At 69.9% G+C, this 25,316-nt stretch carries 26 protein-coding genes and 4 pseudogenes; 11 read left to right on the forward strand and 19 right to left on the reverse strand.

Annotated features, from left to right (window positions below; translation table 11 throughout):
• Window positions 1–38: 38 nt before the first annotated feature.
• The 3 genes and pseudogenes from ACFY1J_RS40325 to ACFY1J_RS40335 form a co-directional block, all read right to left on the reverse strand.
• Window positions 39–500 (reverse strand): type 1 glutamine amidotransferase domain-containing protein, encoded by a 462-nt coding sequence (locus ACFY1J_RS40325; protein WP_390712106.1) that lies wholly within the window; start codon window positions 498–500, stop codon window positions 39–41.
• Window positions 501–698: 198 nt separating this feature from the next.
• Window positions 699–1,016, reverse strand: a pseudogene (locus tag ACFY1J_RS40330) (DUF4345 family protein); the annotation flags it as partial.
• A gap of 87 nt (window positions 1,017–1,103) precedes the next feature.
• Window positions 1,104–1,865: an SDR family NAD(P)-dependent oxidoreductase gene (locus ACFY1J_RS40335; RefSeq protein ID WP_390732970.1), complete on the reverse strand. Its 762-nt coding sequence runs from the start codon at window positions 1,863–1,865 to the stop codon at window positions 1,104–1,106.
• A 128-nt stretch (window positions 1,866–1,993) separates the two neighbouring features.
• Here ACFY1J_RS40335 and ACFY1J_RS40340 point away from each other — a divergent pair, with 128 nt between their 5' ends.
• Together ACFY1J_RS40340 and ACFY1J_RS40345 are read left to right on the forward strand one after the other, a co-directional pair.
• On the forward strand, window positions 1,994–2,602 hold the full coding sequence (locus ACFY1J_RS40340; protein WP_390732971.1) for a TetR/AcrR family transcriptional regulator: 609 nt from the start codon (window positions 1,994–1,996) through the stop codon (window positions 2,600–2,602).
• 892 nt (window positions 2,603–3,494) lie between these two features.
• Entirely contained in the window at window positions 3,495–3,647 is a 153-nt protein-coding gene (locus ACFY1J_RS40345; protein WP_390732972.1) for a hypothetical protein, read from the forward strand.
• 17 nt (window positions 3,648–3,664) lie between these two features.
• On the opposite strand, the gene ACFY1J_RS40350 is transcribed toward ACFY1J_RS40345, so the two are convergent.
• A complete protein-coding gene (locus ACFY1J_RS40350; RefSeq protein ID WP_390712102.1) occupies window positions 3,665–4,261 on the reverse strand; it encodes a nucleotidyltransferase family protein in 597 nt (198 codons plus the stop codon).
• An 81-nt stretch (window positions 4,262–4,342) separates the two neighbouring features.
• The gene (locus tag ACFY1J_RS40355) at window positions 4,343–4,855 is read right to left on the reverse strand and encodes an NUDIX domain-containing protein (protein ID WP_390712101.1); all 513 of its coding nucleotides are present in this window, start codon (window positions 4,853–4,855) and stop codon (window positions 4,343–4,345) included.
• 211 nt (window positions 4,856–5,066) lie between these two features.
• Here ACFY1J_RS40355 and ACFY1J_RS40360 point away from each other — a divergent pair, with 211 nt between their 5' ends.
• The 3 genes from ACFY1J_RS40360 to ACFY1J_RS40370 all read left to right on the forward strand — a co-directional run bounded on the left by ACFY1J_RS40360 (window position 5,067) and on the right by ACFY1J_RS40370 (window position 6,710).
• Window positions 5,067–5,531, forward strand: a complete 465-nt coding sequence (locus ACFY1J_RS40360; protein WP_390712100.1) for a helix-turn-helix domain-containing protein — start codon at window positions 5,067–5,069, stop codon at window positions 5,529–5,531.
• Between the two features lie 77 nt (window positions 5,532–5,608).
• Window positions 5,609–6,256 carry a hypothetical protein gene (locus tag ACFY1J_RS40365; protein WP_390732973.1) on the forward strand — a complete coding sequence of 216 codons (648 nt, stop codon included), beginning with the start codon at window positions 5,609–5,611 and terminating at the stop codon, window positions 6,254–6,256.
• A gap of 109 nt (window positions 6,257–6,365) precedes the next feature.
• Window positions 6,366–6,710, forward strand: a complete 345-nt coding sequence (locus tag ACFY1J_RS40370; RefSeq protein ID WP_390732974.1) for a DUF2516 family protein — start codon at window positions 6,366–6,368, stop codon at window positions 6,708–6,710.
• 72 nt (window positions 6,711–6,782) lie between these two features.
• Here the strand turns inward: ACFY1J_RS40370 and ACFY1J_RS40375 are convergent, their stop codons facing one another.
• The 3 genes from ACFY1J_RS40375 to ACFY1J_RS40385 all read right to left on the reverse strand — a co-directional run bounded on the left by ACFY1J_RS40375 (window position 6,783) and on the right by ACFY1J_RS40385 (window position 10,458).
• Window positions 6,783–8,096: a PP2C family protein-serine/threonine phosphatase gene (locus ACFY1J_RS40375; protein WP_390732975.1), complete on the reverse strand. Its 1,314-nt coding sequence runs from the start codon at window positions 8,094–8,096 to the stop codon at window positions 6,783–6,785.
• 250 nt (window positions 8,097–8,346) lie between these two features.
• The gene (locus ACFY1J_RS40380; protein ID WP_390732976.1) at window positions 8,347–9,453 is read right to left on the reverse strand and encodes an NlpC/P60 family protein; all 1,107 of its coding nucleotides are present in this window, start codon (window positions 9,451–9,453) and stop codon (window positions 8,347–8,349) included.
• Between the two features lie 192 nt (window positions 9,454–9,645).
• Window positions 9,646–10,458: a class I SAM-dependent methyltransferase gene (locus tag ACFY1J_RS40385; protein WP_390732977.1), complete on the reverse strand. Its 813-nt coding sequence runs from the start codon at window positions 10,456–10,458 to the stop codon at window positions 9,646–9,648.
• A 184-nt stretch (window positions 10,459–10,642) separates the two neighbouring features.
• Between ACFY1J_RS40385 and mshA the strand changes: the two genes are divergently transcribed.
• The 4 genes from mshA to ACFY1J_RS40405 all read left to right on the forward strand — a co-directional run bounded on the left by mshA (window position 10,643) and on the right by ACFY1J_RS40405 (window position 15,239).
• Entirely contained in the window at window positions 10,643–12,019 is a 1,377-nt protein-coding gene (mshA, locus tag ACFY1J_RS40390) for a D-inositol-3-phosphate glycosyltransferase (RefSeq protein WP_390712094.1), read from the forward strand.
• Window positions 12,012–12,524 carry a YbjN domain-containing protein gene (locus ACFY1J_RS40395; protein WP_390712093.1) on the forward strand — a complete coding sequence of 171 codons (513 nt, stop codon included), beginning with the start codon at window positions 12,012–12,014 and terminating at the stop codon, window positions 12,522–12,524. The genes mshA and ACFY1J_RS40395 overlap by 8 nt, the downstream gene beginning before the upstream one ends.
• 119 nt (window positions 12,525–12,643) lie before the next feature.
• Window positions 12,644–14,314, forward strand: coding sequence for a glycosyl hydrolase family 28-related protein (locus ACFY1J_RS40400; RefSeq protein WP_390712092.1), 1,671 nt, complete (start codon window positions 12,644–12,646; stop codon window positions 14,312–14,314).
• Between the two features lie 121 nt (window positions 14,315–14,435).
• Entirely contained in the window at window positions 14,436–15,239 is an 804-nt protein-coding gene (locus ACFY1J_RS40405; RefSeq protein ID WP_390712091.1) for a hypothetical protein, read from the forward strand.
• A 38-nt stretch (window positions 15,240–15,277) separates the two neighbouring features.
• Here the strand turns inward: ACFY1J_RS40405 and ACFY1J_RS40410 are convergent, their stop codons facing one another.
• Entirely contained in the window at window positions 15,278–16,078 is an 801-nt protein-coding gene (locus ACFY1J_RS40410) for an AraC family transcriptional regulator (RefSeq protein WP_390712090.1), read from the reverse strand.
• Between the two features lie 49 nt (window positions 16,079–16,127).
• Between ACFY1J_RS40410 and ACFY1J_RS40415 the strand changes: the two genes are divergently transcribed.
• Window positions 16,128–16,565, forward strand: coding sequence for a DUF2000 family protein (locus tag ACFY1J_RS40415; RefSeq protein ID WP_390712089.1), 438 nt, complete (start codon window positions 16,128–16,130; stop codon window positions 16,563–16,565).
• Between the two features lie 29 nt (window positions 16,566–16,594).
• Here the strand turns inward: ACFY1J_RS40415 and ACFY1J_RS40420 are convergent, their stop codons facing one another.
• The gene (locus tag ACFY1J_RS40420; RefSeq protein ID WP_390712088.1) at window positions 16,595–17,848 is read right to left on the reverse strand and encodes an MDR family MFS transporter; all 1,254 of its coding nucleotides are present in this window, start codon (window positions 17,846–17,848) and stop codon (window positions 16,595–16,597) included.
• A gap of 203 nt (window positions 17,849–18,051) precedes the next feature.
• Here ACFY1J_RS40420 and ACFY1J_RS40425 point away from each other — a divergent pair, with 203 nt between their 5' ends.
• A complete protein-coding gene (locus ACFY1J_RS40425) occupies window positions 18,052–18,813 on the forward strand; it encodes a phosphoglyceromutase (protein ID WP_390712087.1) in 762 nt (253 codons plus the stop codon).
• A 105-nt stretch (window positions 18,814–18,918) separates the two neighbouring features.
• Here ACFY1J_RS40425 and ACFY1J_RS40430 read toward each other — a convergent pair whose 3' ends face one another.
• The 9 genes and pseudogenes from ACFY1J_RS40430 to ACFY1J_RS40470 all read right to left on the reverse strand — a co-directional run.
• Complete coding sequence (locus ACFY1J_RS40430; RefSeq protein ID WP_390712086.1) at window positions 18,919–19,329, reverse strand: hypothetical protein; 411 nt, start codon at window positions 19,327–19,329, stop codon at window positions 18,919–18,921.
• 129 nt (window positions 19,330–19,458) lie between these two features.
• The gene (locus ACFY1J_RS40435) at window positions 19,459–20,715 is read right to left on the reverse strand and encodes a tyrosine-type recombinase/integrase (protein WP_390712085.1); all 1,257 of its coding nucleotides are present in this window, start codon (window positions 20,713–20,715) and stop codon (window positions 19,459–19,461) included.
• A pseudogene (locus ACFY1J_RS40440) lies at window positions 20,715–20,955 on the reverse strand (helix-turn-helix transcriptional regulator). Before ACFY1J_RS40440 ends, ACFY1J_RS40435 begins: the two are co-directional and overlap by 1 nt.
• A pseudogene (locus ACFY1J_RS40445) lies at window positions 20,948–22,234 on the reverse strand (replication initiator). The pseudogenes ACFY1J_RS40440 and ACFY1J_RS40445 overlap by 8 nt, the downstream one beginning before the upstream one ends.
• A gap of 159 nt (window positions 22,235–22,393) precedes the next feature.
• Window positions 22,394–22,639 carry a SpdD protein gene (locus ACFY1J_RS40450; protein WP_390712084.1) on the reverse strand — a complete coding sequence of 82 codons (246 nt, stop codon included), beginning with the start codon at window positions 22,637–22,639 and terminating at the stop codon, window positions 22,394–22,396.
• 22 nt (window positions 22,640–22,661) lie between these two features.
• Window positions 22,662–22,856 (reverse strand): hypothetical protein, encoded by a 195-nt coding sequence (locus ACFY1J_RS40455; RefSeq protein ID WP_390712083.1) that lies wholly within the window; start codon window positions 22,854–22,856, stop codon window positions 22,662–22,664.
• A 16-nt stretch (window positions 22,857–22,872) separates the two neighbouring features.
• On the reverse strand, window positions 22,873–23,064 hold the full coding sequence (locus ACFY1J_RS40460; protein WP_390712082.1) for a mobile element transfer protein: 192 nt from the start codon (window positions 23,062–23,064) through the stop codon (window positions 22,873–22,875).
• Between the two features lie 264 nt (window positions 23,065–23,328).
• A complete protein-coding gene (locus ACFY1J_RS40465; RefSeq protein ID WP_390712081.1) occupies window positions 23,329–23,955 on the reverse strand; it encodes a DUF2637 domain-containing protein in 627 nt (208 codons plus the stop codon).
• Window positions 23,956–24,035: 80 nt separating this feature from the next.
• Window positions 24,036–25,068, reverse strand: a pseudogene (locus ACFY1J_RS40470) (FtsK/SpoIIIE domain-containing protein); the annotation flags it as partial.
• Between the last annotated feature and the right edge of the window lie 248 nt (window positions 25,069–25,316).

Here is a 25,316-nt window from a genome sequence, read left to right on the forward strand (position 1 = left end):
GGCCGACGGCCGGCCGACGCCGGTGGGCAACGATCCAGTTACTCGGTCTCGGCCAAGGCGGCGAGAATCAAGTGGCTGACGGCCTTGGTGGACACCGGGTTCTGGCCCGTGATCAGGCGGCCGTCGCGCACGGCGTGCGGCGTCATCGGGACGGTGGAGCGCACGTTTGTGGCTCCCTTCGCGCGCAATTCGTCCTCCAGCAGGAACGGCACCCTGCTCTTCACGCCGGCCAGTTTTTCCTCGACCGTCGCGAAGCCGGTGACGGTGCGGTTCCGTACGAGCGGATTCCCGTCGGTATCACGGAGGTTGATGAGGGCGCAGGCGCCATGGCAGACCGAGGAGACGATGCCGCCCCCGGCGTGGATGGCCTCGGCTGTTCTCCGCAGGTCGGCATTGTCGGGAAAGTCCCACATGGTGCCGTGCCCACCCGTGAAGAAGATCGTGGAGTAGTCGTCCGGATCTGCGTCGGCCACGGAAGCAGTGGACTTCAGGGAGGTCAAACGGTGTGGCCGTCTGCCACCGCCTTGTCGTAGAAATGGACGAGTTCACCAAGCCACAGGCCGGTCAAATGCTTGTTCGCCCCGTAGGTGGCCTGATTTGTCACCACCGCCAGAATCCTTTTCCGTCTCACTTTTCCCACAGTTCCTTTCGGCCGGCACTCGTCTGGATCTGAGTGCGGTGGAGTGCGTCCAGACGATGACGATCGGGAGGACGAGTTCCAGGAGGGCGGAGGTGAGGAAGCCTCCCGCCGGGCTGGGCATGCCGTCCTGGTCGAAGGGGACCAGCCGGCCGACGCCTTCGAGGAAGATCGGGACGGCCAGGGAGTAGACGAGTACTACCTGCCGGCGGATCGTTGCCGCCGCCCAGGCAAACAGGGAAGCCCAGCCGATACAGACGCCTGCCATGAAGCGGCGCAGGTTGTCCGCCCGCGTCCGCCGCGCCCGCCGGGCTTCCCTGTGCCAGTTGCTGCAGGCCGTCTCCGAGCGCAATGGCAGCGGCCGGCAGCAGGCAGACACGGACGATGGTGTCGGCCGGGCGTGAGAGGGGTGTGGGCCGCCGTCACGCCTCCTTGCCTGCCTCGGGGTTGGCCACGGGGATGGTGTTCAGCCCTGCTCGGTGGGGCGTACGAGCATCTCGTTGACGGCGACGTGCCGGGGGCGGGTGGCGATGTAGCCGATGGCGTCGGCGATGTCCTGGCTCTGCAGCCGCTCGATGTCGCCCAGGCCGGCGACGATCAGCTGCTGGACGACTTCCGAGTTGTGGCTGCGCAGTTCGGTGTCGACGCTGCCCGGCTCGACGACGGACACGCGGACGTGCTGGCGTCCCAGTTCCTGGCGCAGTGCCTCGCTGAAGCCTCCGACGCCGAACTTGGTGGCGCTGTACACGGCGGACATGGCGAAGGCGGTGCGGCCGTTCAGCGAGCTGATGTTGATGATGTCGGCGACCTGGCGCGGCGCGTCGGCGGCGGCCTTGACCAGGTGGGGGACGGCCGCGTGGGTGGTGTACATCAGGCCCATGAGGTTGATGTCGACCATGCGCTGCCAGTCGTTCAGGTCCGCGCCGGGGGTGGGCCCGAGGAGCATGAGGCCGGCGTTGTTGACCAGGATGTCCAGGCGGCCAAGGCCCTCGACGGTCCGCTCGACCGCTTCCGCGGCGGCCTGGGCGGTGGTGATGTCGGCGGGTACGACCAGAGCCTTCCCGCCCTCCTCGGAGATTTCCGCGGCGAGGCCGGTGAGCCGGTCCTCGCGCCGTCCGACCAGGGCCACGGAGGCGCCCTCGCGGGCGAGCTCCAGCGCGGTGGCGTGGCCGATGCCGCTGGACGCTCCGGTGACCAGGGCGACGGTTCCTTCAAGAGGACGAGTCATGGTTCAAGCCTTTCGATGAACGGCCACGTTGCTCGGGGCCGTACGGGACAGGGGGAAGACAGCCCTGCTGGCGAGGGCCGTACAGGGGTGGAGGCCGCTCAAGGCCGGGCCGAGGGCACAATGGGGAGGTGAGCAGCACTGGGCAGAAGACCACCGACGCCAAGGATCAGGAGAGCACGATCGAGGGAGACCTGCCGCCTCGCGAGCGCCTGGTCAGGGCCGCGTCGCGGCTGTTCTACTACGAGGGCGTCCGCGCGATCGGTGTGGAGCGGCTGATCGCCGAGGCCGGGGTGACGAAGGCGACCTTCTACCGGCACTTCGCCGCCAAGGACGACCTGGTCGTGGCCTATCTGCGGACCAAGGACGCCTACTACAAGGACGTGGCCGAACCACTGGCTGCCGCGCACCCGCCCGCGGAAGCGATCGACCTGATCTTCGAGGCGATCGCCGAGCACGCCCGCGAGCGTGGCTTTCGAGGATCGCCGTTCCTGAACGCGGCCGCCGAGTACCCGGACGCCACCCATCCGGTCCGCGGCCTGGTGGCATCCCACCGGGACTGGATCCGCGCCCTCTTCCAGGAGCTGCTCACCCGGCTCGGCCACACCGACCCCGAGTCTGCCGCCGGCGCCCTGCTGATGCTGTACGACGGAGCGATGGCAGCCGGCTACCTGGACGACTCGACGGCCGCCCACAAGACCCTGCTGGACGCGGTCCGCCTGATCCGATCGGGAGGCTGACCCCATCGAGGCCGCGCGAAACACCGGCCCCCTGTTGGCCCCCGGGCAACCCAGGGCGCGGATTGGCTTCATGGAGCTTTCATCTCTGTTCGACGTACACCGGGACCCACTGGCAGTTGCTTGCCTGGTCGGCAGTCCCGCCCGGAAGGCCGAGACGCCCACCCCCAAGAGGTAGGAAGACCGGTCGTTCTACCTCTTGACGATAACCCCCCTGGCCTCCTCGCGCCAGCGGTCGGGCGACGTGTGGGATCCCTCACGGGCTGCTGCTGCCTCGGCCCCGGGCGGGCCTCGCGGACGTCATCGACGTTGATCCGCTGGGAGACCGGGTCGGCGCTGCCGCAGTTCCTGCTGCGGGCCGGCGCTACTGGGGCATGTCCGGTGGGTCGAGGGCGGTGCGGGCGCCCGCCACGAGGTATCGCCAACCGCCCGAAAATCCGTGGAACCGCACTCTCGTGTGCCGTTACCGTTCTCCCGCCCGCAGTCGCCCTGTCAAGGACGTGCCGTTGTACACCAAGTGAGACCCCCCGAGCGCTGATCCGTCGTGCGTCGCACATGTGCGCCGCGCTCCTTTTCGCTGCGGTCTTCTCACTGGAACCGGTGTATTTCTGTGTCCAAGAACTGGGTGGTCGTGCCCACCTGCCTGCCGATAGTTCTCCGCCGTTGCCACACGTGCGCCTCCGAGCGCTACCCGGCGAACGGCAAACTCCGCGCCAACGCGTTCCGGCCCGGGGCCTGTCCGGCAGTATCCGATCCGCCGGACATCACTTGAGACGGAGCGAGCTAGTTGTCGTCAACCCGGCACTCTGACCAGGGGGTTTCTGCACCGCTGAGCACGACAACTGTCGTCAGATTCGCATCGTTCTTGGCGTGTACCGCGCCTATTGCAGGCAAGTTGTCGACAACTCCGAAGATCACCGACTCCTGGGAAGGGCGCGACGCCGACCGCGCTCTCAGCACCTACCTGCGACGCCCCGCACGGATCTCGCAGCCATTGCGGGCCGCTGTCAAGGACAACTGGCCCGCTGGAGAGGAACTCGCCGCATGACCACTCTCATCCGAGCGTCAGCCCGGCCACGGCAGCACGGTGAGCTCCGGCCACTCGTCTCTCCAGCGCGCTGCCTTGGCTTCATAGACCTCCCGCGGGGCAAGCACCGGGTTCGGCCGGACCACGAGGTTGAACACGTCGGAAAGCCCGTGGGGCGCATAGACGCGCCACCCACCGCCGGGGTCCAGCCGCACCCCCAGACAGCACGTCGTCGCGGCGAACGAGTCGATCGCCGCCTCGGTGGACTCGTGAGGCGGGCAGGGCACGCCGAATTTCTGCTCGTACCAGAGGTGCACACGGGCCTCGTTGCGGATCTCCACCTTGGCCGGCAGCCCGGCGAACACCTCCTGCCCTGTCTTGATCGCGGCATCCTCCGCCTCCCAGGAGAGGTCGGTGCCGTCGAAGTAGAAGATGTCGTAGTCCTTGATGCCGCTGGTCGGGGGCCTGTCGGTGACCACGTTCCACACCGTCTGGAACAGGCAGCCCGCCGTCACATACCAGCCGGGCAGCTCCATCGTCGCTGCCCTGGTCATCACGTCGGTCAGGACCTCGTTCTGGGAGAGCACGGACCGCAAGCCGTCGAGTTGCTCAACGAGCGGGAGTCGACCAAGCATCCGTACTCCCTATCACGAACAGCCGCTCGCACAAGGCGCGTTGGCCTCAAGCAGGCGTCCCAGCCCGAGAGGCGGGCAAGGTCAGGACCGCGCGGTCCGGAACGCGAGATACCGGCTGAAGGCTTCGTGGCTGTCGGGGGTGAAGCGCCACTCCAGCAGGGCCGACCGCAGCTCCGGCTCGGTCAGCCAGCCATGCCAGGCGACCTCATCAGGATCGGCGGCCACCGTGTCCGGCACCACGGCTTCGTGCACGCCGAGCCAGTGAGGGCTCAAACCGCTGCGGTTGAGGAACGTGAACAGCAAGCGCGGCGGCACACGAATGCCCAGCTCTTCGGCCAGCTCCCGCGCGGCGGCCTGTTCATAGGACTCACCGACATCCACGGCGCCACCGACCACGACCTCGTAGAGCCCGGGGAAGCGCGACAGCTGCTCCGACCGCCGGTGAACGAGGATCCGCCCACGCTCATCACGACACACCGTCACGGCGACCCGGTGCAGCCAACCCTCCCTGATGGCCTGCCGGCGGCTGACCACCACCCCCAGCACACGATCTTGACCGTCGACACGCTCCACCAGTTCATCCACGACGGACACCCTGGCAGAGCCCACCGACAACGCCGCTTCCCGGCGACTCGCAGAACCGGACCAAGAGCACCTGCGCAAGGAGGCCGGACCCGGATGACGACAGTTGTCGTGCAAATACGACACCGATCGTGCTCAGGCTCATCACTCCTCAGGAGTGGCGTGACGCACTTTTGCAAGCAGGTGCTTGCAATTGTTAGCGAGGGTGGGGCAAGGTGGGGGCATGGCATCGCTCAACGTCGGCAATCTCGGTGAGTACCTGCGCGAGCAGCGTCGCAGTGCGCAGCTGTCGCTCAGGCAGCTCGCCGATGCCGCCGGGGTGTCCAATCCGTACCTGAGTCAGATCGAGCGCGGGCTGCGCAAGCCGAGCGCGGAGGTGTTGCAGCAGGTCGCCAAGGCCCTGCGGATCTCCGCCGAGACGCTGTACGTCCGCGCCGGCATCCTCGACGCCGAGCGGGACCTGGACGAGGTGGAGACGCGCGCCGTCATCCTCGCCGATCCCACGCTCAACGAGCGGCAGAAGCAGGTGCTGCTGCAGATCTACGAGTCCTTTCGCAAGGAGAACGGATTCGCAGGCGCCGCGGACGGCGACGGTACGGAGGAGACCCGGCCCCACGACGACACCACCGTGCGCGGCACCCGCACGGCCGACGCGAGCGAAGCCGATCCGCAGCAGACGGCCAGCTGAACCGGACCAGGGCGCCGGCCGCCCGACTGCGGACCACAAAACCCTCAGCCGAATGTGAATCCGGGAGGACCCTCACCATGGCCATCACCGACGATCTGCGCAAGACCTTGAGCGACCCGACCCCGCTCTACTTCGCGGCCGGCACCGCGGACCTGGCGTTCCAGCAGGCCAAGAAGGTGCCCGCGCTGGTCGAGCAGCTGCGCGCCGAGGCCCCGGCCCGTATCGAGGCCGTCCGCAACACCGACCCCAAGGCCGTGCAGGAGAAGGCCGCCGCGCGCGCCAAGGAGGCCGGTGCCAAGGCCAAGGAGGCCCAGGAGACCATCCAGGCCAGGGTCAACGAGTTCATCGGCACCCTCGACGGCGACCTGAAGAAGCTCGGCAGCACGATCGACGCGGACCTCAAGAAGCTCGGCGAGTCCGCCCAGGACCTCGCCCTGCGCGGTGTCGGCGTCGCCGCCGAGTACGCCGTGAAGGCCCGGGAGACCTACGAGAAGGTCGCCGAGCACGGCGAGCAGACCGTGCGGGCCTGGCGCGGTGAGGCCGCCGAGGAGATCGAGGAGCTCGCTGTCGCCGTCGAGCCCAAGGGCGAGCCGGACCAGGTCAAGTCCGAGCCGAAGCCGGCCGAGGCCGCCGCCGAGGCCACCCCGGCGAAGAAGCCGGTCGCCAAGAAGGCACCTGCCCCGCGCAAGGCCACGGCCAAGAAGAGCACGCCGCCCGCCAAGTAGTCAGTACAAGGGCGACTACGCGCATGGGCCGGGCACCCTTGGGGTGCCCGGCCCGTTGTACGGGTACGGTGGCCGCGTAGGAGTCGGGCGAGAACGGGCGGTGGGCGGCATGTTGATGTTGGGCTTCACGGGGTTCCTGGGACTGCTGAAGATCGTCCTGATGGCCCTTGCGGCGTTCGCGCTGGTCGACGCCGCGATCCGGCGCGAGGACGCCTTCCGCGCGGCGGACAAGCAGAACAAGATGTTCTGGCTGATCATCCTCGGCATCGCGCTCGTGGTGAGCTATCTCTTCTCGATCCTCTCGATCCTGCCCATCGCGGGCGTGATCGCGAGCATCGTCTACATCGTGGACGTGCGTCCCGCGCTCAAGCAGGTCTCCGGCGGCCGCGGCTGGGGCCGCCGCGGCGGAAGCAGCAGCGACGGTCCGTACGGGCCGTACAACGGCGGCCGCTGACCGGATCCCCTTGCACGGGGCACCCGGTCCGGTCCCTTGCGGCCTCGCGCTGCCTCCGGTCCGGCCGGTCCCTTACGGCACGCGGTCCAGCAGGACCACCGCCACGTCGTCCGTCAGCTCCCCGCCGTTGAGCTCGCGGACCTCATGGACCGCGGACCGCAGCAGATCCTCGCCACGCAGCCCGGCGGCGAGCTGCCGGCGCACCATCCGCACCATGCCCTCCTGGCCCAGACGCTCACCGCCCCCGCCGACGCGGCCCTCGATCAGGCCGTCGGTGTAGAGCATCAGGCTCCACTCCGCGCCCAGCTCCACCTGCATCCGCGGCCAGCGCGCGCCGCGGAGCAGGCCGAGGGCGGGGCCGTTGTTGTCGTACGGCAGCAGCTCCGCGGGCCGCCCGGGGCGGGCGATCAGCGGAGACGGGTGGCCGGCCAGGCACAGGCCCGCGCTGCGGCCGTCGGGGGAGATGTCCACCGTGCAGAGGGTCGCGAAGATCTCCTCGTCGCCCCGCTCGTGCTCCAGTACCTCCTGCAGCGTGCCCAGCAGCGCGTCGCCGCACAGCCCGGCCAGCGTCAGCGCCCGCCACGCGATGCGCAGCTCCACGCCGAGCGCGGCCTCGTCGGGGCCGTGGCCGCAGACGTCACCGATCATGGCGTGCACGGTGCCGTCGGGGGTGCGCACGGTGTCGTAGAAGTCGCCGCCGAGCAGCGCGCGCGAGCGGCCGGGGCGGTAGCGCGCGGCGAAGCGCAGCGAGGAGCCCTCCAGCAGGGGCGTGGGCAGGAGCCCGCGCTCCAGGCGGCGGTTCTCCTGTGCGCGCACCCGGCCCTCGGCGAGTCGTCGCTCGGCCGACTCGGACCGCTTGCGCTCCACGGCGTACCGGATGGCGCGGCTGAGCAGCCGTCCGTCCAGTTCGTCCCGGAAGAGGTAGTCCTGGGCACCCACGCGCACCGCCTCGGCGCCGCGCTCGGCGTCACCGGACGCGGTGAGCGCGAGGACGGCGTGCCGGGGCGCGAGCTCCAGCACATGCTTGAGCACGGCCAGCTCGTCGTCGCCCTCGCCGGCCCGCCCGGGCGCCGGGAGCGCGAGGTCGAGCAGGATGCAGTGGACGTCGTCGGTGAGCAGCCGCCCGGCCTCGGTGAGGTTGCGGGCGGTACGCACGCGGATGGGTTTACCGGCCGAGTCGAGCAGTTCGGGCACGATCGGCCAGCCCGCCGGATCGTCCTCGATCAGCAGCAGGGTGAGAGTGGTACCTGCCGCGGTGCTGTTGGCCGCGGCGGACTCGGTGCGGTTGGCCTCTTCCTTGAGGGGGCCGCCGACTGCGGACGCGGCCTGCGCCTGACCACTCTCCACGGCCGGGATCGCTCTCTGCCGCGGTACGGGTACGGGCATCTTGTTGGTTCCTTCCCTCCCCCCGAGGGCATGGTGGGGGCGAGGGACCTCGACCCACCGACGGGGACCATAGCGGTACTGGCCGCCGCAGCGGAATGGTGTGAGCCGCGTCGCTCCGCCGCAGACCCCTGTCATATGCCGCGTTCCGTACCGCAGTTGGACAGGCTTGTGGTCAAAAGAGAATGACGAAGGTCACGTCCTGTCAGGGTTTGGAAGGTTGTTGACCGTGGACTGGGTCACATGGCGCACATCACGCATCCGGCCGTACTATGCCCAGAATGGGCATTTCGCCCGCCCCGGCGAGCGTCACCGTCCGTCCGGGGCGCGGGGCGTGGATGATCGCGCCGTCGCCCACGTACATCGCCACATGGCTCGCGTCGTCGAAGTAGATGATGAGGTCGCCGGGGCGCATGTCCTTGATGTCCACGTGCTTGAGCTGCTTCCACTGCTCCTGCGAGGTGCGCGGGATGGGACGGCCGGCCTTCGCCCAGGCCTGTGAGGTCAGGCCCGAGCAGTCGTACGACTCAGGGCCCTCGGCGCCCCAGACGTACGGCTTTCCGATCTGGGCCGTCGCGAACTCCACCGCCTGCTTGCCCTGCTTGGACGCCTTGCCGTTGATCTCCTTGAGGATGCCGCTGTCCAGCCAGGCGGTCTGCGCCCGGTAGGCGGCCTCCCGCTCCAGCTCGGCGAGGCGCTCCTTCTCCTTCTTCTCCAGCTGGGACTGGAGCTTCTCGGCGGCCGCGATCTGCTGCTTGATCTTCTTCTTGGCGGCGGCCTTGGTCCTGCGGTTGGCCTCCAGCTCGTCCCAGCGGTCGGAGGCGTCCGCCGCGTACCGCTGCAAGTCCTGCTGGGTGCGGGTCATTTCCCCGATCAGGCCCTTGGTCGCCCGCTGGCCCTGGAGCACCCGCCCCGCGCCGTCCAGGAACTGCTGCGGGTCGTCGCTCAGCATCAACTGGGCCGTGGGCGGCAGTCCGCCCGTGCGGTACTGGGCGCGGGCCGCGGCGCCCGCGCGGTCCTTCAGCTCGTCCAGCTTCTTCTGGCCCTCGACGATCTTCTTCGCCAGCTCGACGATCGCGGCGGACTGCTTCTGGGCCTTCTCCTGGGCCGCGTTGTACTCGTCGGTGGCGACGGCCGCGTCGTGGTAGAGCTTGTCGAGCTTCTTGCGGACGGCCTCGAGGTCCTTGTTCGGCGGGAGCGTCGGCGAGTTGGTGGGGGTCGGCGAGGCGGCCGTGGGGTTCGCCGTGGCCGTCGGCTTCGGCGTCGGGGCCGCGAACGCCGTGCCGGGTGCCGCCAGCACGGTCACCGCGCAGACCACGGTCACGGCCGCCGTGATCAGGCCGCGCTTGCCCGTCCCCATACCTGTCCCCCAAACTGATTTACCGTCAGTAACTTACGGTCGCCCGGGGGATCGTGCCACGCCGCGGCGTAAAGCGACAGAGGTGGTACCCGGTGGATCCTCCCCACTTTCCCGCCCGGACATGACGATCCCCCGCCCTTGTGACGAACGCCGCATGAAGATCGTTCCCCGCAGGTCAGGGGCGGTGCGGGGTCAGTTCCGGGGTGCCAACGCCCCCCAGGCCACCGTCACTTCGCCCTGTCGCCAGCGCGCCGCCGAGTCCGTCACCGGCCAGTCGGCCGTCAGGTCCCGCACCGCGCGGATCCAGCGCTGGCGGGCGCCGTAGGAGGCGTAGGGCGCGGCGGACGCCCAGGCGCGGTCGAAGTTGCGCAGGAAGGCGTGCACCGGCTCACCGGGAACATTGCGGTGGATGAGCGCCTTGGGGAGGCGTTCCGCGAGGTCGGACGGCCGCTCCAGGGAGCCCAGACGGGTGGCGAAGGTGACCGTCCGCGGCCCCTCGGGACCGAGCGCGACCCAGACGTGCCGCCGCCCGATCTCGTCACAGGTTCCCTCCACGAGCAGCCCGCCCCGGGAGTCCGGGCCCGCCGGCGCGAGCCGCCCGCACAGCCGCTCCCACACGGCGGCGACCTCGGTCTCGTCGTACTGCCGCAGCACGTTGGCGGCGCGGATGAGGTGCGGCCGCTGGGGGACGGGGATCTCGAAGCCGCCGTGCCGGAAGACCAGGCCCTCGCGCTCGTACGGCTCGGCCGCCGCGACCCGGGCCGGTTCGATCTCGACGCCGACCACCCGCGCGCGGGGCGCGGCGGTGCGCAGCCTGCCGAGCAGTTCGACCGCAGTCCAGGGCGCGGCCCCGTACCCCAGGTCGATCGCCACGGGGTCGGCGGCGCGGCGCAGTTCGGCGCCGTGCGTGGCCGCGATCCAGCGGTCCATGCGCCGCAGGCGGTTGGGGTTGGTCGTCCCGCGTGTCACCGTGCCGATGGGGAGGGTGGCTGCGCGGGCTGTCATACGTACGAGGGTATGCGGGCCCCGGCCGGTGAACGCACGCCTGTATCGAACGGTTGAGCGACCAAGGGTAATGATTCGGTAAAGCTCCGTAATCGGGAAATGGAGCCGACCCCTCCGATGTTGCACCCCCTTGGAGGGCCCGAGGTCCTCCCACCGGCATGCCCGCAGCAAGGAGGAACGCCACGTGAGCCAGTACGTCAGCAGGCTCGGGCGTCGCTCTCCGGCGGCACCCTCGCGGCTCAGGCTGCACCGCAGGCCCCGCCGTGTCGCCATGCTCTCCGTGCACACCTCACCGCTCCACCAGCCCGGCACCGGCGACGCCGGCGGCATGAACGTCTACATCGTGGAGCTCGCGCAGCGCCTCGCCGCGATCAACATCGAGGTCGAGATCTTCACCCGGGCCACCTCCGGCGGCCTCCCGCACACCGTCGAGCTCGCCCCCGGCGTCCTCGTCCGGCATGTCGACGCCGGCCCCTACGAGGGCCTGGCCAAGGAGGACCTCCCGGCCCAGCTGTGCGCCTTCACCCACGGCGTGATGCAGGCCTGGGCCGGCCACCGCCCCGGCCACTACGACCTCGTGCACTCCCACTACTGGCTCTCCGGCCACGTCGGCTGGCTCGCCGCCCAGCGCTGGGGCGTCCCCCTGGTGCACGCCATGCACACCATGGCCAAGGTCAAGAACGCCAACCTGGCCGACGGCGACACCCCCGAGCCCGCCGCCCGGGTCATCGGCGAGACCCAGATCGTCGCGGCCGCCGACCGGCTGATCGCGAACACCGCCGAGGAGGCCGACGAGCTCGTACGGCACTACGCCGCCGACCCGGCCAAGGTCGCCGTCGTCCACCCCGGCGTCAACCTCGACCGCTTCCGCCCCTTCCCCAAGGGCTCCGACACGCTTCGCCCCGGGGGCCCCACCACCGCCCGCGCCGCAGCCCGCGCCCGGCTCGGCCTCCCGCAGGACGCCCTGATCCCGCTCTTCGCGGGCCGCATCCAGCCCCTCAAGGCACCCGACGTGCTCCTGCGCGCCGTGGCCGTCCTCCTGGACGAGCGCCCCGAACTGCGGTCGAGGTTGCTCGTGCCGGTCGTCGGCGGCCCCAGCGGCAGCGGCCTCGCCAAGCCCGAGGGCCTGCAGAAGCTCGCCGCCCGGCTCGGCATCGCCGACGTCGTACGCTTCCGCCCGCCCGTCGGGCAGGAGCAGCTCGCGGACTGGTTCCGGGCCGCGTCCGTGCTCGTCATGCCCTCCTACAGCGAGTCGTTCGGCCTGGTCGCCATAGAGGCGCAGGCGGCCGGCACGCCGGTGCTCGCCGCCTCGGTCGGCGGACTCCCGGTGGCCGTGCGGGACGGCGAGACCGGGTTCCTGGTCCGGGGCCACGATCCGGCCGACTACGCGCGCGTGCTGCGCGGTTTCGCCGACGACCCCTCGCTGCCGGACCGTATGGGCGCGGCCGCCGCCCGGCACGCCCAGTCCTTCGGCTGGGACACCGCGGCCGCCGCCACCGCCGACGTCTACACGGCCGCGACCCAGGCCCATCGCCGTCGCGTACGCTCCCACCATGGGTGAGGCTTCACAGCAGCAGCAACGCGCGGCGCAGGTCATCGAGGGTGTCCTCAAGGACGCCGAACTCGACTGGGAGAGCCCCGAGCCCGGCAATTACGTCGCCAAGCTCCCCGGCACCCGCAAGCTCTCGACGACGGTCTCGCTCCTCGTCGGCCGCCACTCCCTCTCCCTGAACGCCTTCGTCATCCGCCACCCCGACGAGAACGAGGCGGGCGTCCACCGCTGGCTCCTGGAGCGCAACCTCAAGCTGTACGGCGTCGGTTACGCCGTCGACGGGCTCGGCGACATCTACGTCACCGCCCGCCTGCCCCTGGCCTCCGTCACCGAGGACGAGATCGACCGGCTCCTCGGCCAGGTCCTGGAGGCTGCGGACGGCAGCTTCAACACCCTCCTGGAGCTCGGCTTCGCCTCCGCGATCCGCAAGGAGTACGCGTGGCGGGTGGCGCGCGGCGAATCGACGCGGAATCTGGACGCGTTCACGAATCTGATTCAGCGTCCGGCTGACTGAGCAAATGACTCACGGTACAGCCCCTTCCCTGTGAAGGGGCTCTGGTGGCATGCTCACCGCCAACGCACATCTGAACGTCGTTCACATCCGTGAAAATCTCCATGGGAGGGCGGACGGACATGGGCAAGGCGCACCTCACCAGACGGGCTCTGCTCGGCGGAGCCACCGCAGTGGCGCTCGGCGCGACCACGGGTACCGCGGCGGCCACGGGCACCGCCGCGGCCGCGACGGCCGCGGAAGTCCCCTCCCTCTGGCGGGAGTTCACCCGCACTCCGTTCACGCACCCGCAGATCCCGTACATCGGCCGGGCCGGCTGCCACGGAGGCGCGGCGCGCTTCCCCCGCCGCCCCGTCGTGGCCGATGTGACGGACTTCGGCGCCGTGGCGGACGGCACCACCGACTGCGCCCCCGCGATCAACCGTGCCATCGCCGCCGCCGGAAGGGCCGGCGGTGGCACGGTCACCATCCCGCCCGGCACGTTCCGCATCGACGGCCTGATCCGGGTCGCCGACTCGAACGTGGTCCTCAGGGGCGCCGGCAGCGACCGTACGAAGCTGTACGCGACCAAGAACCTCACCGAGCTGATCGGCGTCTACGGCTCCCGTTACGGCGGCGACAAGTCGTCCTGGTCCTGGGCCGGAGGGCTCATCTGGCTGGCCCCGCGCGCCCGTTGGGACTCCCTGGTCGCCGCGATCGGGGCCAGGGCCTGGCCGTTCGAGGGCTGGACCGGCAACCGGCGCGACGAGTGGACGACCCTGACGACGATCGAACCGGCCCGCCAGGGCTCCTGGACCCTGACGGTCGCGGACTCCCGGCAGCTGAGGCCGGGGCAACTGGTCCTCCTCCGTCTAGCGGACGACCCCGACCACACCCTCCTGGAGCACATGTCGGGCGGCGGGCCCGGCCCGCAGGCCTACTACTGGGCCGACAAGACCAAGCTGACCTCGTACGTCCCCTACGAGTGGCCCGTACGCATCACCCGCGTCCACGGCCGCCGCGTCACCCTCGAACGCCCGCTCCCGCTCGACGTACGCCCCGAGTGGGACCCCCGGCTGACCACCCACGTACCGGAGTTGACCGGCGCGGGCGTCGAAGGCCTGACCCTGGAGGCCGTGCAGACCCCGCAGTCCCCGCACCTCCTCGACAAGGGCTACAACGGGGTCGTCCTGCAGTGCGCCTACGACTGCTGGCTGGACGACGTCACCGTCCGGCACGTCGACAACGGCTTCGGCCTGGTCGCCGCCTCCGCCTGCACCCTGCGCGGCACCCGGGTGTCCGGCCGCGGCTCGCACCACCCGTACTTCTGCCGCGAGGGCTCGCACGACAACCTCATCGAGGACTTCACGATCGAGGAGCGGACCGTTCCCGCGCCGCCCAACACCCAGCTGCACGGCATCAACGTCGAGGGCCTGTCCTCCTACAACGTGTGGTCGCGCGGCGACATGCGCATGGGTACCTTCGACAGCCACCGCGGACTGCCCTTCGCGAACGTCCGCACCGACATCACGGTGAACAACAACGGCCGCCACGGCGGCGACGCCAGCGCCGGCCCGCTGTTCGGCGCCCGCTTCACCCACTGGAACATCCGGGTCACCAACGGCCGCGCGGGCCTGATGAAGATAGACGGCCTGGCACCGTACTCCGCCACCGTCGGCCTCAACACGGTCACCGAGTTCGACCAGATCGACGTCCCCGACTTCACGGGCGAACCGCACTCCCGGCTGGAGCTGTACGGCACGACGGACGAGGTGCGCCCGCGCAATCTGTACGAGGCGCAGCGGGGCCTGTAGCGGGCCTGTGAGGCACGGGGACCTCGGGGGGCCGAACGCCGTTCGTCGACGGGCTGTTAACCTGCGGCGATCCGAATTCTTACCGGTCCCTTACCGGTCTCTCACCAGCAAGAGGTTGTGCATGCGCGCAGGCAGATCCGGCTCCGCGGTCGTGCTCGCGGGAGCGCTCGCCCTGGGGGCGTTCGCCGTGCCGTCCGCGGAGGCGGCGGACACCGGCGTCACGGTGTCGAACCTGGTCGTGAACAAAGGCAAGCCCATCGTCGTGGGCACCACCGCGGAAGTGAGGCCTGGCTTCACCTTCCACATGTCCCTGCCGTCCGGCGTCGGTGTCGGCGACGTGACCCCGTTCCCGTACCTGTACCACGACACCACGGCCGCCAAGGGCGCCGAATCCGGCGGCATCTACACGGGCTTCACCACCTGCAACGAGGCCGGCCCGCGCGCCGCCGACTGCGAGGGCGAGCTGTACATCGATCCACGCTGGACGCTGGACTCCAACAACGACGCGACGACCTGGAAGACGGCTGTCTGGGTGCGCCTGTGGGACTCGAACGAGAAGTTCAAGGGCGAGGAGTACCTGACCGGCTTCAGCTCCGTGCAGGTCAAGCGCGCGGCGAAGGTGACCGTCAACGCCGCGCCCGAGCCCGTCACGAAGGGCAAGACGCTCACCGTGACCGGCAGGATCACCCGCGCGGACTGGGTGAAGCACGCCTACACCGGCTTCGGCGGCAAGGCGGCCAAGCTGCAGTTCCGCAAGGCGGGCACCAGCACCTACTCGACGGTCAAGACCGTGTCGGCGGACTCCGCGGGCTACCTGAAGACCACGGTCACCGCGTCCACGGACGGCTACTGGCGCTGGACCTTCGGCCAGACGACCACGACGGGCGGCGCGACCGCTGCGGGCGACTACGTCGACGTGAAGTGACCCGGTGCCGCCTCAGCGGCCGCTGACCCGGTGCTGCCTCACTGGCCACTGGCCCGGTAGCGCCCGGGAGTCACGCCCACCAGTTTCCTGAAGTGCCGGGTGAGATGGGCCTGGTCGTAGAACCCGGTCGCCGACGCCACCTCGCCCGGCGCGCGCCCGTCGAGCAGCAGCCGGCGGGCGCGCTCGACGCGGCGGGACATCAGGTACTGGTGCGGCGCGATGCCGTACGCCCCGCTGAACGCCCGTACCAGATGGGCGGGATGGGCGTACAGCAGCCCGGCCGCCTCCTCCAGGGAGAGCCCCTGCGTGACGCGCTCGTCGAGCAGTTCGCGCAGCGCGCGGGCGACGGCGGGATCGCGCCGGCCCTCCGCCTGGGCCACCCGGGGCCTGAGGTGCTCACGCAGCCGCTCCCCGATCAGCGTGAGCCGGCTCTCGGCCTCCAGCTCGTCGCCGGGGTGCGCGAGCGCGCCGTGCAACTGCCCCACGCGCAGCCGCAGTACGGGGTCCCGGAGGTCCGGCCCGTCGACCGCCGGCCCGATCAGCTCCTCCCCGAGACGGGTGGCGTCGAGATAGAGGACGCGCTTGCGGAAGCCGTGCGGGGTGGCCGGGGAGCCGTTGTGCGGGACGTGCGGCGGCAGCAGCGAGACCGTGTCGTGCGGGGTGCCGTGCTCGTGCCGGTCGAGGTCGTACCGTACGGCCCCGTCGTCCACGATGAGCAGCGTCCACGCCTCGTGCACGTGCATCGGGTAGGCGTACTCGGTGAAGTGCGCGTGGAACACCTCCACGACACCCGGGACACGCGGGCGCCAGGCGGAGACGTCCGGCTGGGCGGCGGCCATGCAAAGAACGTACAAGACGGTGCGGGGGCCGGCCTGGCAGTCTCACCCCATGAACACCGAGCCGACCCCCGATCCGATCCGCTTCGAGACGAAGATCGCCGTCCTGCTGCGCGAGGACCTGGAGACGTGGCAGCGCCTCAATGTCACCGCCTTCCTGGTCAGCGGCCTGGGCACACAGCTTCCCGAGGTGATCGGGGAGCCGTACGAGGACGCGGACGGCGTGCCCTACCTGGCGATGTTCCGGCAGCCGGTACTGGTCTTCGAGGGCACCAAGGAGACGCTGACCGCGGCGCACACCCGGTCGCTCTCCCGAGCCCTGCCCCGCGCGGTCTTCACCTCGGACCTCTTCGGCACCGGCAACGACCGGGACAACCGCGCGGCCGTACGGGCGGTGGGGACAGGGGAGCTGGACCTGGTGGGCCTCGCGGTGTACGGCCCGCGCAACGCGGTGGACAAGGTGCTGAAGGGGGCGCGGATGCACCCGTGAGGGGGGCGGCCGTCGCCGAACTGCCGGCCCTACGCCGTACGGACCTCGGGCTCGGCGTCAGCCGGAGTCGCCGTGCCCGCCACCCCGACCGCCGGAAGGCGCCGCATGACCACGCCGTACCCGATAGCCGCCGCCGTACCGACCACGGCGCACATGCCCCACAGCCACTCCGCGCCGAACCGGTCGATGACGACGCCGGACATGAGGGGCGCGACCAGGGCGGCGACCGACCAGGACAGGGTGTACATGCCCTGGTAGCGCCCGCGCCCGTGGACCGGCGACAGCCGGACGACCAGGCTGGTCTGGGTCGGGGCGTTGACGATCTCGGCGAGTGTCCACACGCACACGGTGAGCGCGAAGACGCCGACCGATCCGGCGAAGGCGGTGAGCCCGAAGCCGTACCCGGCGAGGACGGAGGAGATGACGAGGAGGCGTCGCGGATCGCGGTGCTCGATGAAGCGGGTGACGGGGATCTGCAGGGCGACGATCAGGATGCCGTTGACGGCGATGGCCATGCCGTAGTCGGCGGGCGAGAACCCTGCCGTGCCCATCGCCACCGGCAGTCCGACCGAGCCCTGCTGGAAGACGACCGCGACGAGGAAGGACAGCCCGACGACGGCCATGTACCGGCCGTCCCGCAGCACGGTGCCGAGACTGACCTCGTCCCGCGCCTCCTTGGCGGTCTTCACGGGCCGTGACTCGGGCAGCTTGGCGAAGACGACGACCGCGCAGACCGCCGTCATCCCCGCCTCGATCAGGAAGCCGGCGAGATAGCTGACCTCGGCGATGAAGCCGGCGGCCATGGAGGAGACGGCGAAGCCGAGGTTGATCGCCCAGTAGTTGAGCGAGAAGGCCCGCACCCGGTCCTCGGGCCGGACGATGTCGGCCATCATCGCCTGCACGGCGGGCCGGGAGGCGTTGGAGGCCATGCCGACCAGGAAGGCGACGGCGGCGATGGCGACGGGATCGGTCATGAAGCCGAGCAGCGCCACGGACGCGGCGGTGGCGGACTGGGCGACGAGCAGCGTCGGCCGCCGCCCGAGCCGGTCGGCCATCACGCCACCGCCGAGGGAGGACACGACCCCGCCGAGCCCGTGCAGCGAGGCGACGAGACCGGCGTACGACGCGCTGTATCCCCGGTCCAGGGTCAGATACAGCGCCATGTACGTCGCGACGAAGGCGCCGAGCCGGTTGACGAGGGTGCTGGTCCACAGCCACCAGAACTCGCGGGGGAGACCGGAGACGGTTTCCCGGGCGGCGCGTCTCAGGGCGGCGAGTGGCATGGGTCCCCCAGGGTCGGACGGTCGGCGAAGCAGTGCCGGAAGCAATGAGCCGGAAGCAATGGCCCGGAAGTAAGTGCCCCTACGGCTCAGTGCAACTTACCGGCGGCGGTCTCCGCCCGGCCACTCGATTAACAGATGCCGTCAACCGTCCGGCCTTCGGGCACTCGAGCGGGGGTCCGAATGCGTGGATTACGCTCTGAGGCATGGCCGACGCACCGTACAAGCTGATCCTCCTCCGCCACGGCGAGAGCGAGTGGAACGCGAAGAACCTGTTCACCGGCTGGGTGGACGTCAACCTCAACGAGAAGGGCGAGAAGGAGGCAGTCCGCGGTGGCGAGCTCCTGAAGGACGCCGATCTCCTCCCCGACGTGGTCCACACGTCCCTCCAGAAGCGAGCGATCCGCACGGCACAGCTTGCGCTGGAGTCCGCCGACCGCCACTGGATCCCGGTCCACCGCTCGTGGCGCCTGAACGAGCGCCACTACGGCGCCCTCCAGGGCAAGGACAAGGCGGCGACGCTGGCCGAGTTCGGCGAGGAGCAGTTCATGCTCTGGCGCCGCTCGTACGACACCCCGCCGCCCCCGCTCGCGGACGACTCGGAGTTCTCCCAGTCCTCCGACCCCCGCTACGCCTCCATCCCGCCGGAGCTGCGCCCGCGCACGGAGTGCCTGAAGGACGTCGTCGTCCGCATGCTCCCGTACTGGTACGACGGCATCGTCCCCGACCTCCTGGCCGGCCGCACGGTCCTGGTCGCGGCCCACGGCAACAGCCTCCGCGCCCTGGTCAAGCACCTGGACGGCATCTCCGACGCCGACATCGCGGGCCTGAACATCCCGACGGGCATCCCCCTTTACTACGAACTCGACGCTGACTTCAACCCGGTCACCCCCGGCGGCCGCTACCTCGACCCGGAGGCAGCGGCGGCAGCCATCGAGGCGGTCAAGAACCAGGGCAAGAAGAAGTAGGCCCGCACGATCAAGCCCCCTGCCTGCGGGTTCGCCGCTGGTAGGGGGCTTTTCGGTGGCCAGGGGCCGTCTCTGGGCCGTGTATGACGCTTGGGCCGCCAGGGGTCACTCTGAAGCTGACGATGGCCGCGGCGGGCTGCTTTGGAGACCCAGCTCGGCGTGAACGCTGCTTTGTGGCCTTACGCGAGCTCGATGGGCAAGATCCTCGAAATAGATCATCGCTTTAGTCGTCAGCTCGCGTTCTCGATAGATGTAGGGCGCCAGCACGTCCCACATGTTCAGGATGTTCGGCCCGTAGGAACCAATGATCAGCCGCTCGTCCACGACGCCGTGAGCGACCAGCTTGCCCACGTCGTCGTAGAAGAGGCTCACTCGACGGATGTGCCGCAGGGGTTCTTCTGGCAACCGCCGGTATCCAAGCTCCGGCGAGTACTGCCGGGCCAGGTCCGAACTGATGTACTCAATGGCGCGGGAGAAGTCGGGCTGTCTCGTCTCGCGGAAGAGCTCCACCACCACGGGTAGTAAGTTCGAGTTGTGCGCAAGTTGCAGTTGCCGCGCAGACACAGCCGAGGACGCCACGAGCGATATCACGGATATAACCAGTGCTAACACGGTCGATGCCGTAGAGAGGCCCATGGCCGGAGGCTAGCCCCGGTTAGACGGTGATCTCGGCGTTTTTGCTTCTAGAAAGACTGATGTGAGGGCGTTCTGCGTCCGCTCACGGCTGGACGCCATGAGGTGCGCGTAGACCCGGAGGGTCAGGCCCGGGTCCGAGTGGCCGAGGTACTCGGCGAGGGCTTTGATGTTCTCCCCGGCGTCCAGGAGCACCGAGGCATAGAAGTGCCTCAGAGCGTGCATGCCGTTCTCGCGGGATTCGGCGTACGGCTCGCCCGGCTTCCGTTCGGGGATCACCCCGGCGCTCGCCAACGCCCGCTTCCAGATCTCCTCGTTGAGGGATGTGCGCCACACGTGCCCGCCACGCGGCCCGGTGAAGATCAGCTGCTTCGTCACCGGAGGCCCATCAGTCACCTTCCACGGCAAGGTGATCTCGACTGGCGGGAATCGCTTCATATGCTCGCGAAGCGCGTCGGCGACCGGCCCAGGGAGCGGCACATCGCGGAGTCGGCCGCCCTTGGGCGGTGCGAACACGGCCTTGCTCCGGCTCAGCTTCAGCTGCTGAACCACGTGGAGTGTGTCCGACTCGAAGTCGATCGCGTCGACCGCAACCCCGAGGATCTCGCCCTGTCGGAGACCGCAGCCGCCACCCAAGTCGACCATGGTTTGGAAGCGCTCGGGGATGCCGGCCCGGACAGCGAAGAGCCGTTCTGGCGTCCAAGGGACTATGCGCTTGCTGTCCACCGTCGGCGGCCGGACCGAGCGAGCCGCGCAGGGGTTTCGCGGCAGGTGGCCGTCATCCACGGCCGCGCTCAGAGCGGCGCGCACATTGGAGTAGATCGTCCGCGCGTACGACCCACGCACGCCGTTCTCCTGGAGCTTCCGCACCCAGTCGCGGATGTGAGCAGGCTGGAAGGAACCGAGCGGACGCGAGCCGAGGTACGGGAAGGCATGCAGCCGCAGCTGTGACTCCATCGAGGCCTGGGTGTTCGGGTCGGCGCCCTGGGACGCCACCCACCGCTCGGCGTACTGCTGGAAGGTAATCCGAGCGGCACGCGGGTCGATGTACTGCCCGCGCGCCATGTCCGCCTCGATGTGGGCGAGCCACTGATCAGCGAGCCGCTTCTGTCTGTCGGGGAAGCTCTTGGACTTCTCCGTACCGTCGGGCCCGACATAGCGAGCGCGGTAGCGCGCGCCAGAGCCGTAGCGCTCGGTCTTCACCTTCCGGGTCTTGCCGTCCGGCCCGACCTCGGTCTTGTACCAGCGGTCTTGAATGTGCCCGGCCATCAGGCGGCCGCCGCTTCACGTCGAGAGTCCACCCAGGCCCGCACGTCAGCAGGGTCGAAGCGCAGGTGCCGGCCGACACGGAAGCCACGGGGCCCAGTGCGCTTCCGGCGCCACTGGTAGACCGTCTCGACGCTGGGGCAGCTCGAACATCTCCACCAGGTCCTCGGGAGTGAGATAACGAGAGGGCAAGGCCCGCAGTTCGGTAGCCACGTCGGCCAGGGCGAGGCGTTGCTTACCCACGGGTGGGTTCTCCTTCGGTTCCTGGGGCGGGTTCGAGGGATTCGGTGAGCCAGGCTTCGGCGTCTGAGAGGCCGATGCCGGCGAAGACCCAGTGGGCGAGGACGAAAGTCGTGTCGTGCGCTGCCTCGGTCGCCGCTACGGCTTGGGCTCGGCGCCATTCGGCGCGGGCGTCGCGGAGGGCGCCGAGGGTGGTGGAGTAGCGGCGGGACTTGGTGGAGAAGTGGCCGCGGAAGCCGAGCATGTGGGCTCAGGCGCGGAGGCGAAGGTGTTCGAGGTCCTTGCGTGCGCCGAGGGTCCACGCGGTCCGGATGAGGCGGCGGGCGTGGTCGCTGATGTCGAGCTGGGCGAGTTCGGCAGCGAACTTCAGCGGCCGGTCGAGAGCTCCCGTCGCGGTCTCGGCGCCCTTGGTGGCGTACTTGGCGATGTAGGCGGCGACGGCCCGTTCGGTCAGCTCCTGGCCGTCGTTGAAGTCGGCGGATCGGATCGTGCGGACGTCGAGTTGGCGACCAAAGGTGAAGGCGTGAGCACGGCCGTCGAGGACCGGGCCGTCCACGCGGGTCTTCGCAGCGGCAGCGCCGATGGCGTCGGTCAGCAGCTCGGCAGTGGCCCAGGCCGGGGGCGGGGTGTCCCCGCCGTCGGGACCGTCGAGGCGGATGACCGCGTGGAAGTGGACGGCGCCGCGCTTCTGGTACTCGGCGACCTTGGCGAAGGACACGCGTGCGTGGTCGCGGAGTCGGCGTTGGGACAGGCCCGCGCGCTTGGCGACCTCTCGGCGGAGGTAGATCGAGAAGCGCCGCCAGAGGTCACCGGCGTGGGCGTTCCAGAGGACGGCGGCTTCGTAGTCGTAGGTGTCCGGGTCGAGCGGGGTGCCGAGAAAGTTGTCGTCCTGGTCGTGGAGGGTGCCGCAGCGGCAGGGCCGGACCGTTCCGGCCGGTCCGGTGGGGCGGTTGTGGACCGGGCCGAAGCTGGGGGCGGTGAAGGTGGCGAAGACGCGGGGGTGCGTGGCGACGCGCTCCGGGGTGCCCTTGCCGCCGCGCAGTCCGGCGGTGATCAGGTGGAAGGTGTCGCGGCGGTAGACCTCCGCGCAGGCCTCGCAACGGGTCGTGCGGCGTTTGTTGCAGCGGACGAGGAGTTGGCCGGCCGGGAGGTCGGTCGAGTCGAGGTGGTGAAGGATGCGGCCGATCTCGCCGGTCGCGGTGTTGACGTCGTACTCGGTGCGGTGGCCGTCGAGGCGGATCGGGTGGGTACAGCCTCCGAGGCCGGAGAGCTGCCGGAGGATACCCGGGAGGGTGCCGTCCGCGGCGAGGTTGGCGAGTTCCGGGAGTGGGGGCGCACAAGGATGACTGTCTCCTTCTGACTGGCTCGGTCAGGGGTGATGGCTTCCAGGGCGGCGGATGCTTGGCCGTGTCCCGCCGCCCCGGAGGTGTGAAGTCGTTGATTAGCGGCGGTTGTGTTCGCGGAGCAGGGAGCGCAGGACCACGGCGGCGATGGCCACGGAGACGGCCGAGACGGCGACGGCGGCCAGGAGCGCGGTCAGGACCACTCCGCCCGTGAGGACGGGGGCCACGGCTGCGGTGCTGATGGAGACCGGGGGCAGGCCACGGCGGACGGGCGCCGGGTCGGTGGGGGAGTGGGTGTGGGCGGGCGGCGGGGTGGGGTTGTCGGGGTACTTCGGCAGGAACACGGCGATCTCCTTATCTACTCGTCTAGGTATGTGAGCCGTTTACGACGGTCACGCCGGTGCGCGTGCCGGACTCGATGGCGGGGGCGAAGAAGGTGTGCGAGAGCCAGAAGCCGAACAGGGCGATCAGGACGACGATCCAGGGCCGCACGCCGAGGAACTTGATCGCTCCCCAGACGAAGAAGCCGAGGACGAAGACGAGCGGCAGGCTGACGGTCACGGCGTTCGGGGTCCTTTCAGCAGACGGGGCAGCGGTGGGTGCGGGCGGCGAGTTCGGCGGCGGCGCGGCTGTCGTAGTCGGCGGAGAAGCCGCAGCGCGGGGCGGTGCAGGCGGCGGTGTGCTTCTCGCGGCCCCGGTTGTCGTACGAGGTGGCGACCTGGACGGGGCCGATGCGGGTGACGTCGCGGAAGCGGCGGTTGGCGGTCACGGGTGGTCTCCTTTTCGTTGATCGCTCGCCAGAGGAGTGCGAGGGCGTGTAGACAGGCGGCATGTCACGAGGAACACGGGGGCTGATCGCCTTTGGCGGGATCGCATTGATACTTGGGCTCGCGTCCGCAGCGGGCCGGTGGTGGGCGGGCGCCTCCTGGGCCAACGTGATCGCCATGTGCTGCTTTTCGGTGCTGCTCCTTTTGGCCACCGCAGGCATTCAGCGAGTGCGGCGGAAGAGATAGCGCCTCCCGCCGAACAACCTTCAGAGCTGCGCGGCGACGGCTTCCGCCATGGGTGCCGGGACACCGAGGCGGGCGCGCAGAGTCGGGATGTCGATGGGGGCGCCAGTGCGGCTGTGGTGTTCGGCGGCGACTTTGCGGGCGTGGTCGATGAGGGCGGCCGGGACCGGCACGGCGGGGCGCTTTGGTGCTGGCAGGATGGCCGGTTGAGGAGGCATCTCAGGTGAGGCTTCGGGCGCGTCCTTCTGGTCCTCGCTGACCTCAACGTCGGTGTCCTCTGTCGTCGTCGGGGCGGTGTGGGCGAGGAGTGTTCCGCCGAGGAAGGCGACCGCGGGCCAACCGGCGACGAGGATGCGCAACCAGGCCGGAACCTGGTGCATGTCGAGCAGTCCAGCGGTGGCGACGTTCGCGCCGAGGGATGCGGCGAGCGCGATGACGAACCAGCACCAGGCAGCGGCTTTCGTGTTGCCGGTGCGCAGTCGGCGCCAGGCGGCGACGAGGAGCAGGTCGACCGAGATGGGATAGGCCCAGGCTTTCCATCCGTCCTGTCCGGCCGCCGAGGCGACGTCGTGCAGGTGAGCGAAGGACAGCGCGGCGGCGATGAGCGCCTGGACGAGCACCGCGTCGACGCGGGCCAGTTGGGCGCGCATGGTGCGGCTCCTTCCGGGTTCAGGCATGGGAGGGGTAGGGACGCGGCGTGAGACGGTCACGCCGACCGTGAGGGGGAGGGTCAGCCGGTCACGGGCTTCGGTTCAACAGCGCCACCCAGCGGTTTGGCCAGTTGGACGGGGATGTGCGGCCGGAACGGCTTGAGCGTGGGGATGTCGGGCACCAGGTCGGCCGACTTCCGGCAGATGTCGGCGGCGTCGCCGAGGGAGAGGTAGGGGGTGCGGATGCGGGACCAGCCGCCGGAGGTGTCCCCGGCGACGGCGAGGCCGGGGCGTTCGGGGGCGATGGCACAGGCGGCGGCCATGGCTTCGGGTGCGATGTCGCCCAGGGCCATCTTGGCGGAGGCTTCGTCGTTGACGCGGTGGCAGACACGGCCGGTCAACTGGGCGCGGAGCATGGTGGCGCCCTTGCCGAGTTCGGCGCCGAAGCGCTGCCCGCAGACCTCCAGGTAGATGCCGGCGGCGCGGCCGAGTTGGGCGAGGCGGATGAGCTGGGTGACCATCTCGTCCCGCCGTTCCTCGTCCTTCTTGGTTGCAATGAGGAAGAGTTCGGCCACCTCGTCCACGAACAGCACGACGGGAACGGGGCGTTCGTCTTCGGGCAGGCCCCAGATGTCGGAGGTGATCTCCTCGTCCGGGGTGCCGCGCGATTCCTTGCCGGGCCTTGACCAGGTCGTACCTGTCCTCCATTTCCTTGACCAGCGCGGGCAGAAGCTCGGCCGCTTCGTCCGGGTCGGTCGCCAGTGCCGACAGGCGCGAAGCGAAGGGCGCAAGCTCCACACCCCTCTTGCAGTCGATGCCCACCAGGGCGACGGGCTGACGGGCGAGCCCGGAGATGAGGTGGCGTAGGTACATGGACTTGCCGGACAGCGTTGCGCCGAGGACGAGTCCGTGTGGCACGGTCCGGTAGTCGCGTACGAAGGGCGTCGCGTCCTCCCGCAGCGCGACCGGCACCTTCAGGAACCCGCCACCGACCTTGCGGGGCATCCGCACGCGCCGCAGCACGTCGTATCCGACGAGCCGCAGTTCGACGACGCCGGGCTTGACGGTCGTGACGTACACGGCGTGAACGCCCCAGGCGTGCCGCAGCCGTTCTTCATGCCTCCACACCGGCCAACTCACCCGATCCAGCACGCTGTTCGAGACAGACCGATCACGCGCACGGATAGAGAACAGCCAGTTAGCCAGCCACTTTGGCGCGAGCCTCGAAGATCATGGCCCCAACGTCCTGCTTTAACGGGCAGGTCCACAGACTGCCCGACGCGCCGGAAGCTTACGGGGCCATGATCACTCGCGCCAAAGCAGCTCCAGCCCAAAGCCGCTCCGCCGACCTTCGTTACCCG

This window comes from Streptomyces sp. NPDC001406 (assembly GCF_042895285.1).
In the GTDB taxonomy this organism is placed as follows: domain Bacteria; phylum Actinomycetota; class Actinomycetes; order Streptomycetales; family Streptomycetaceae; genus Streptomyces.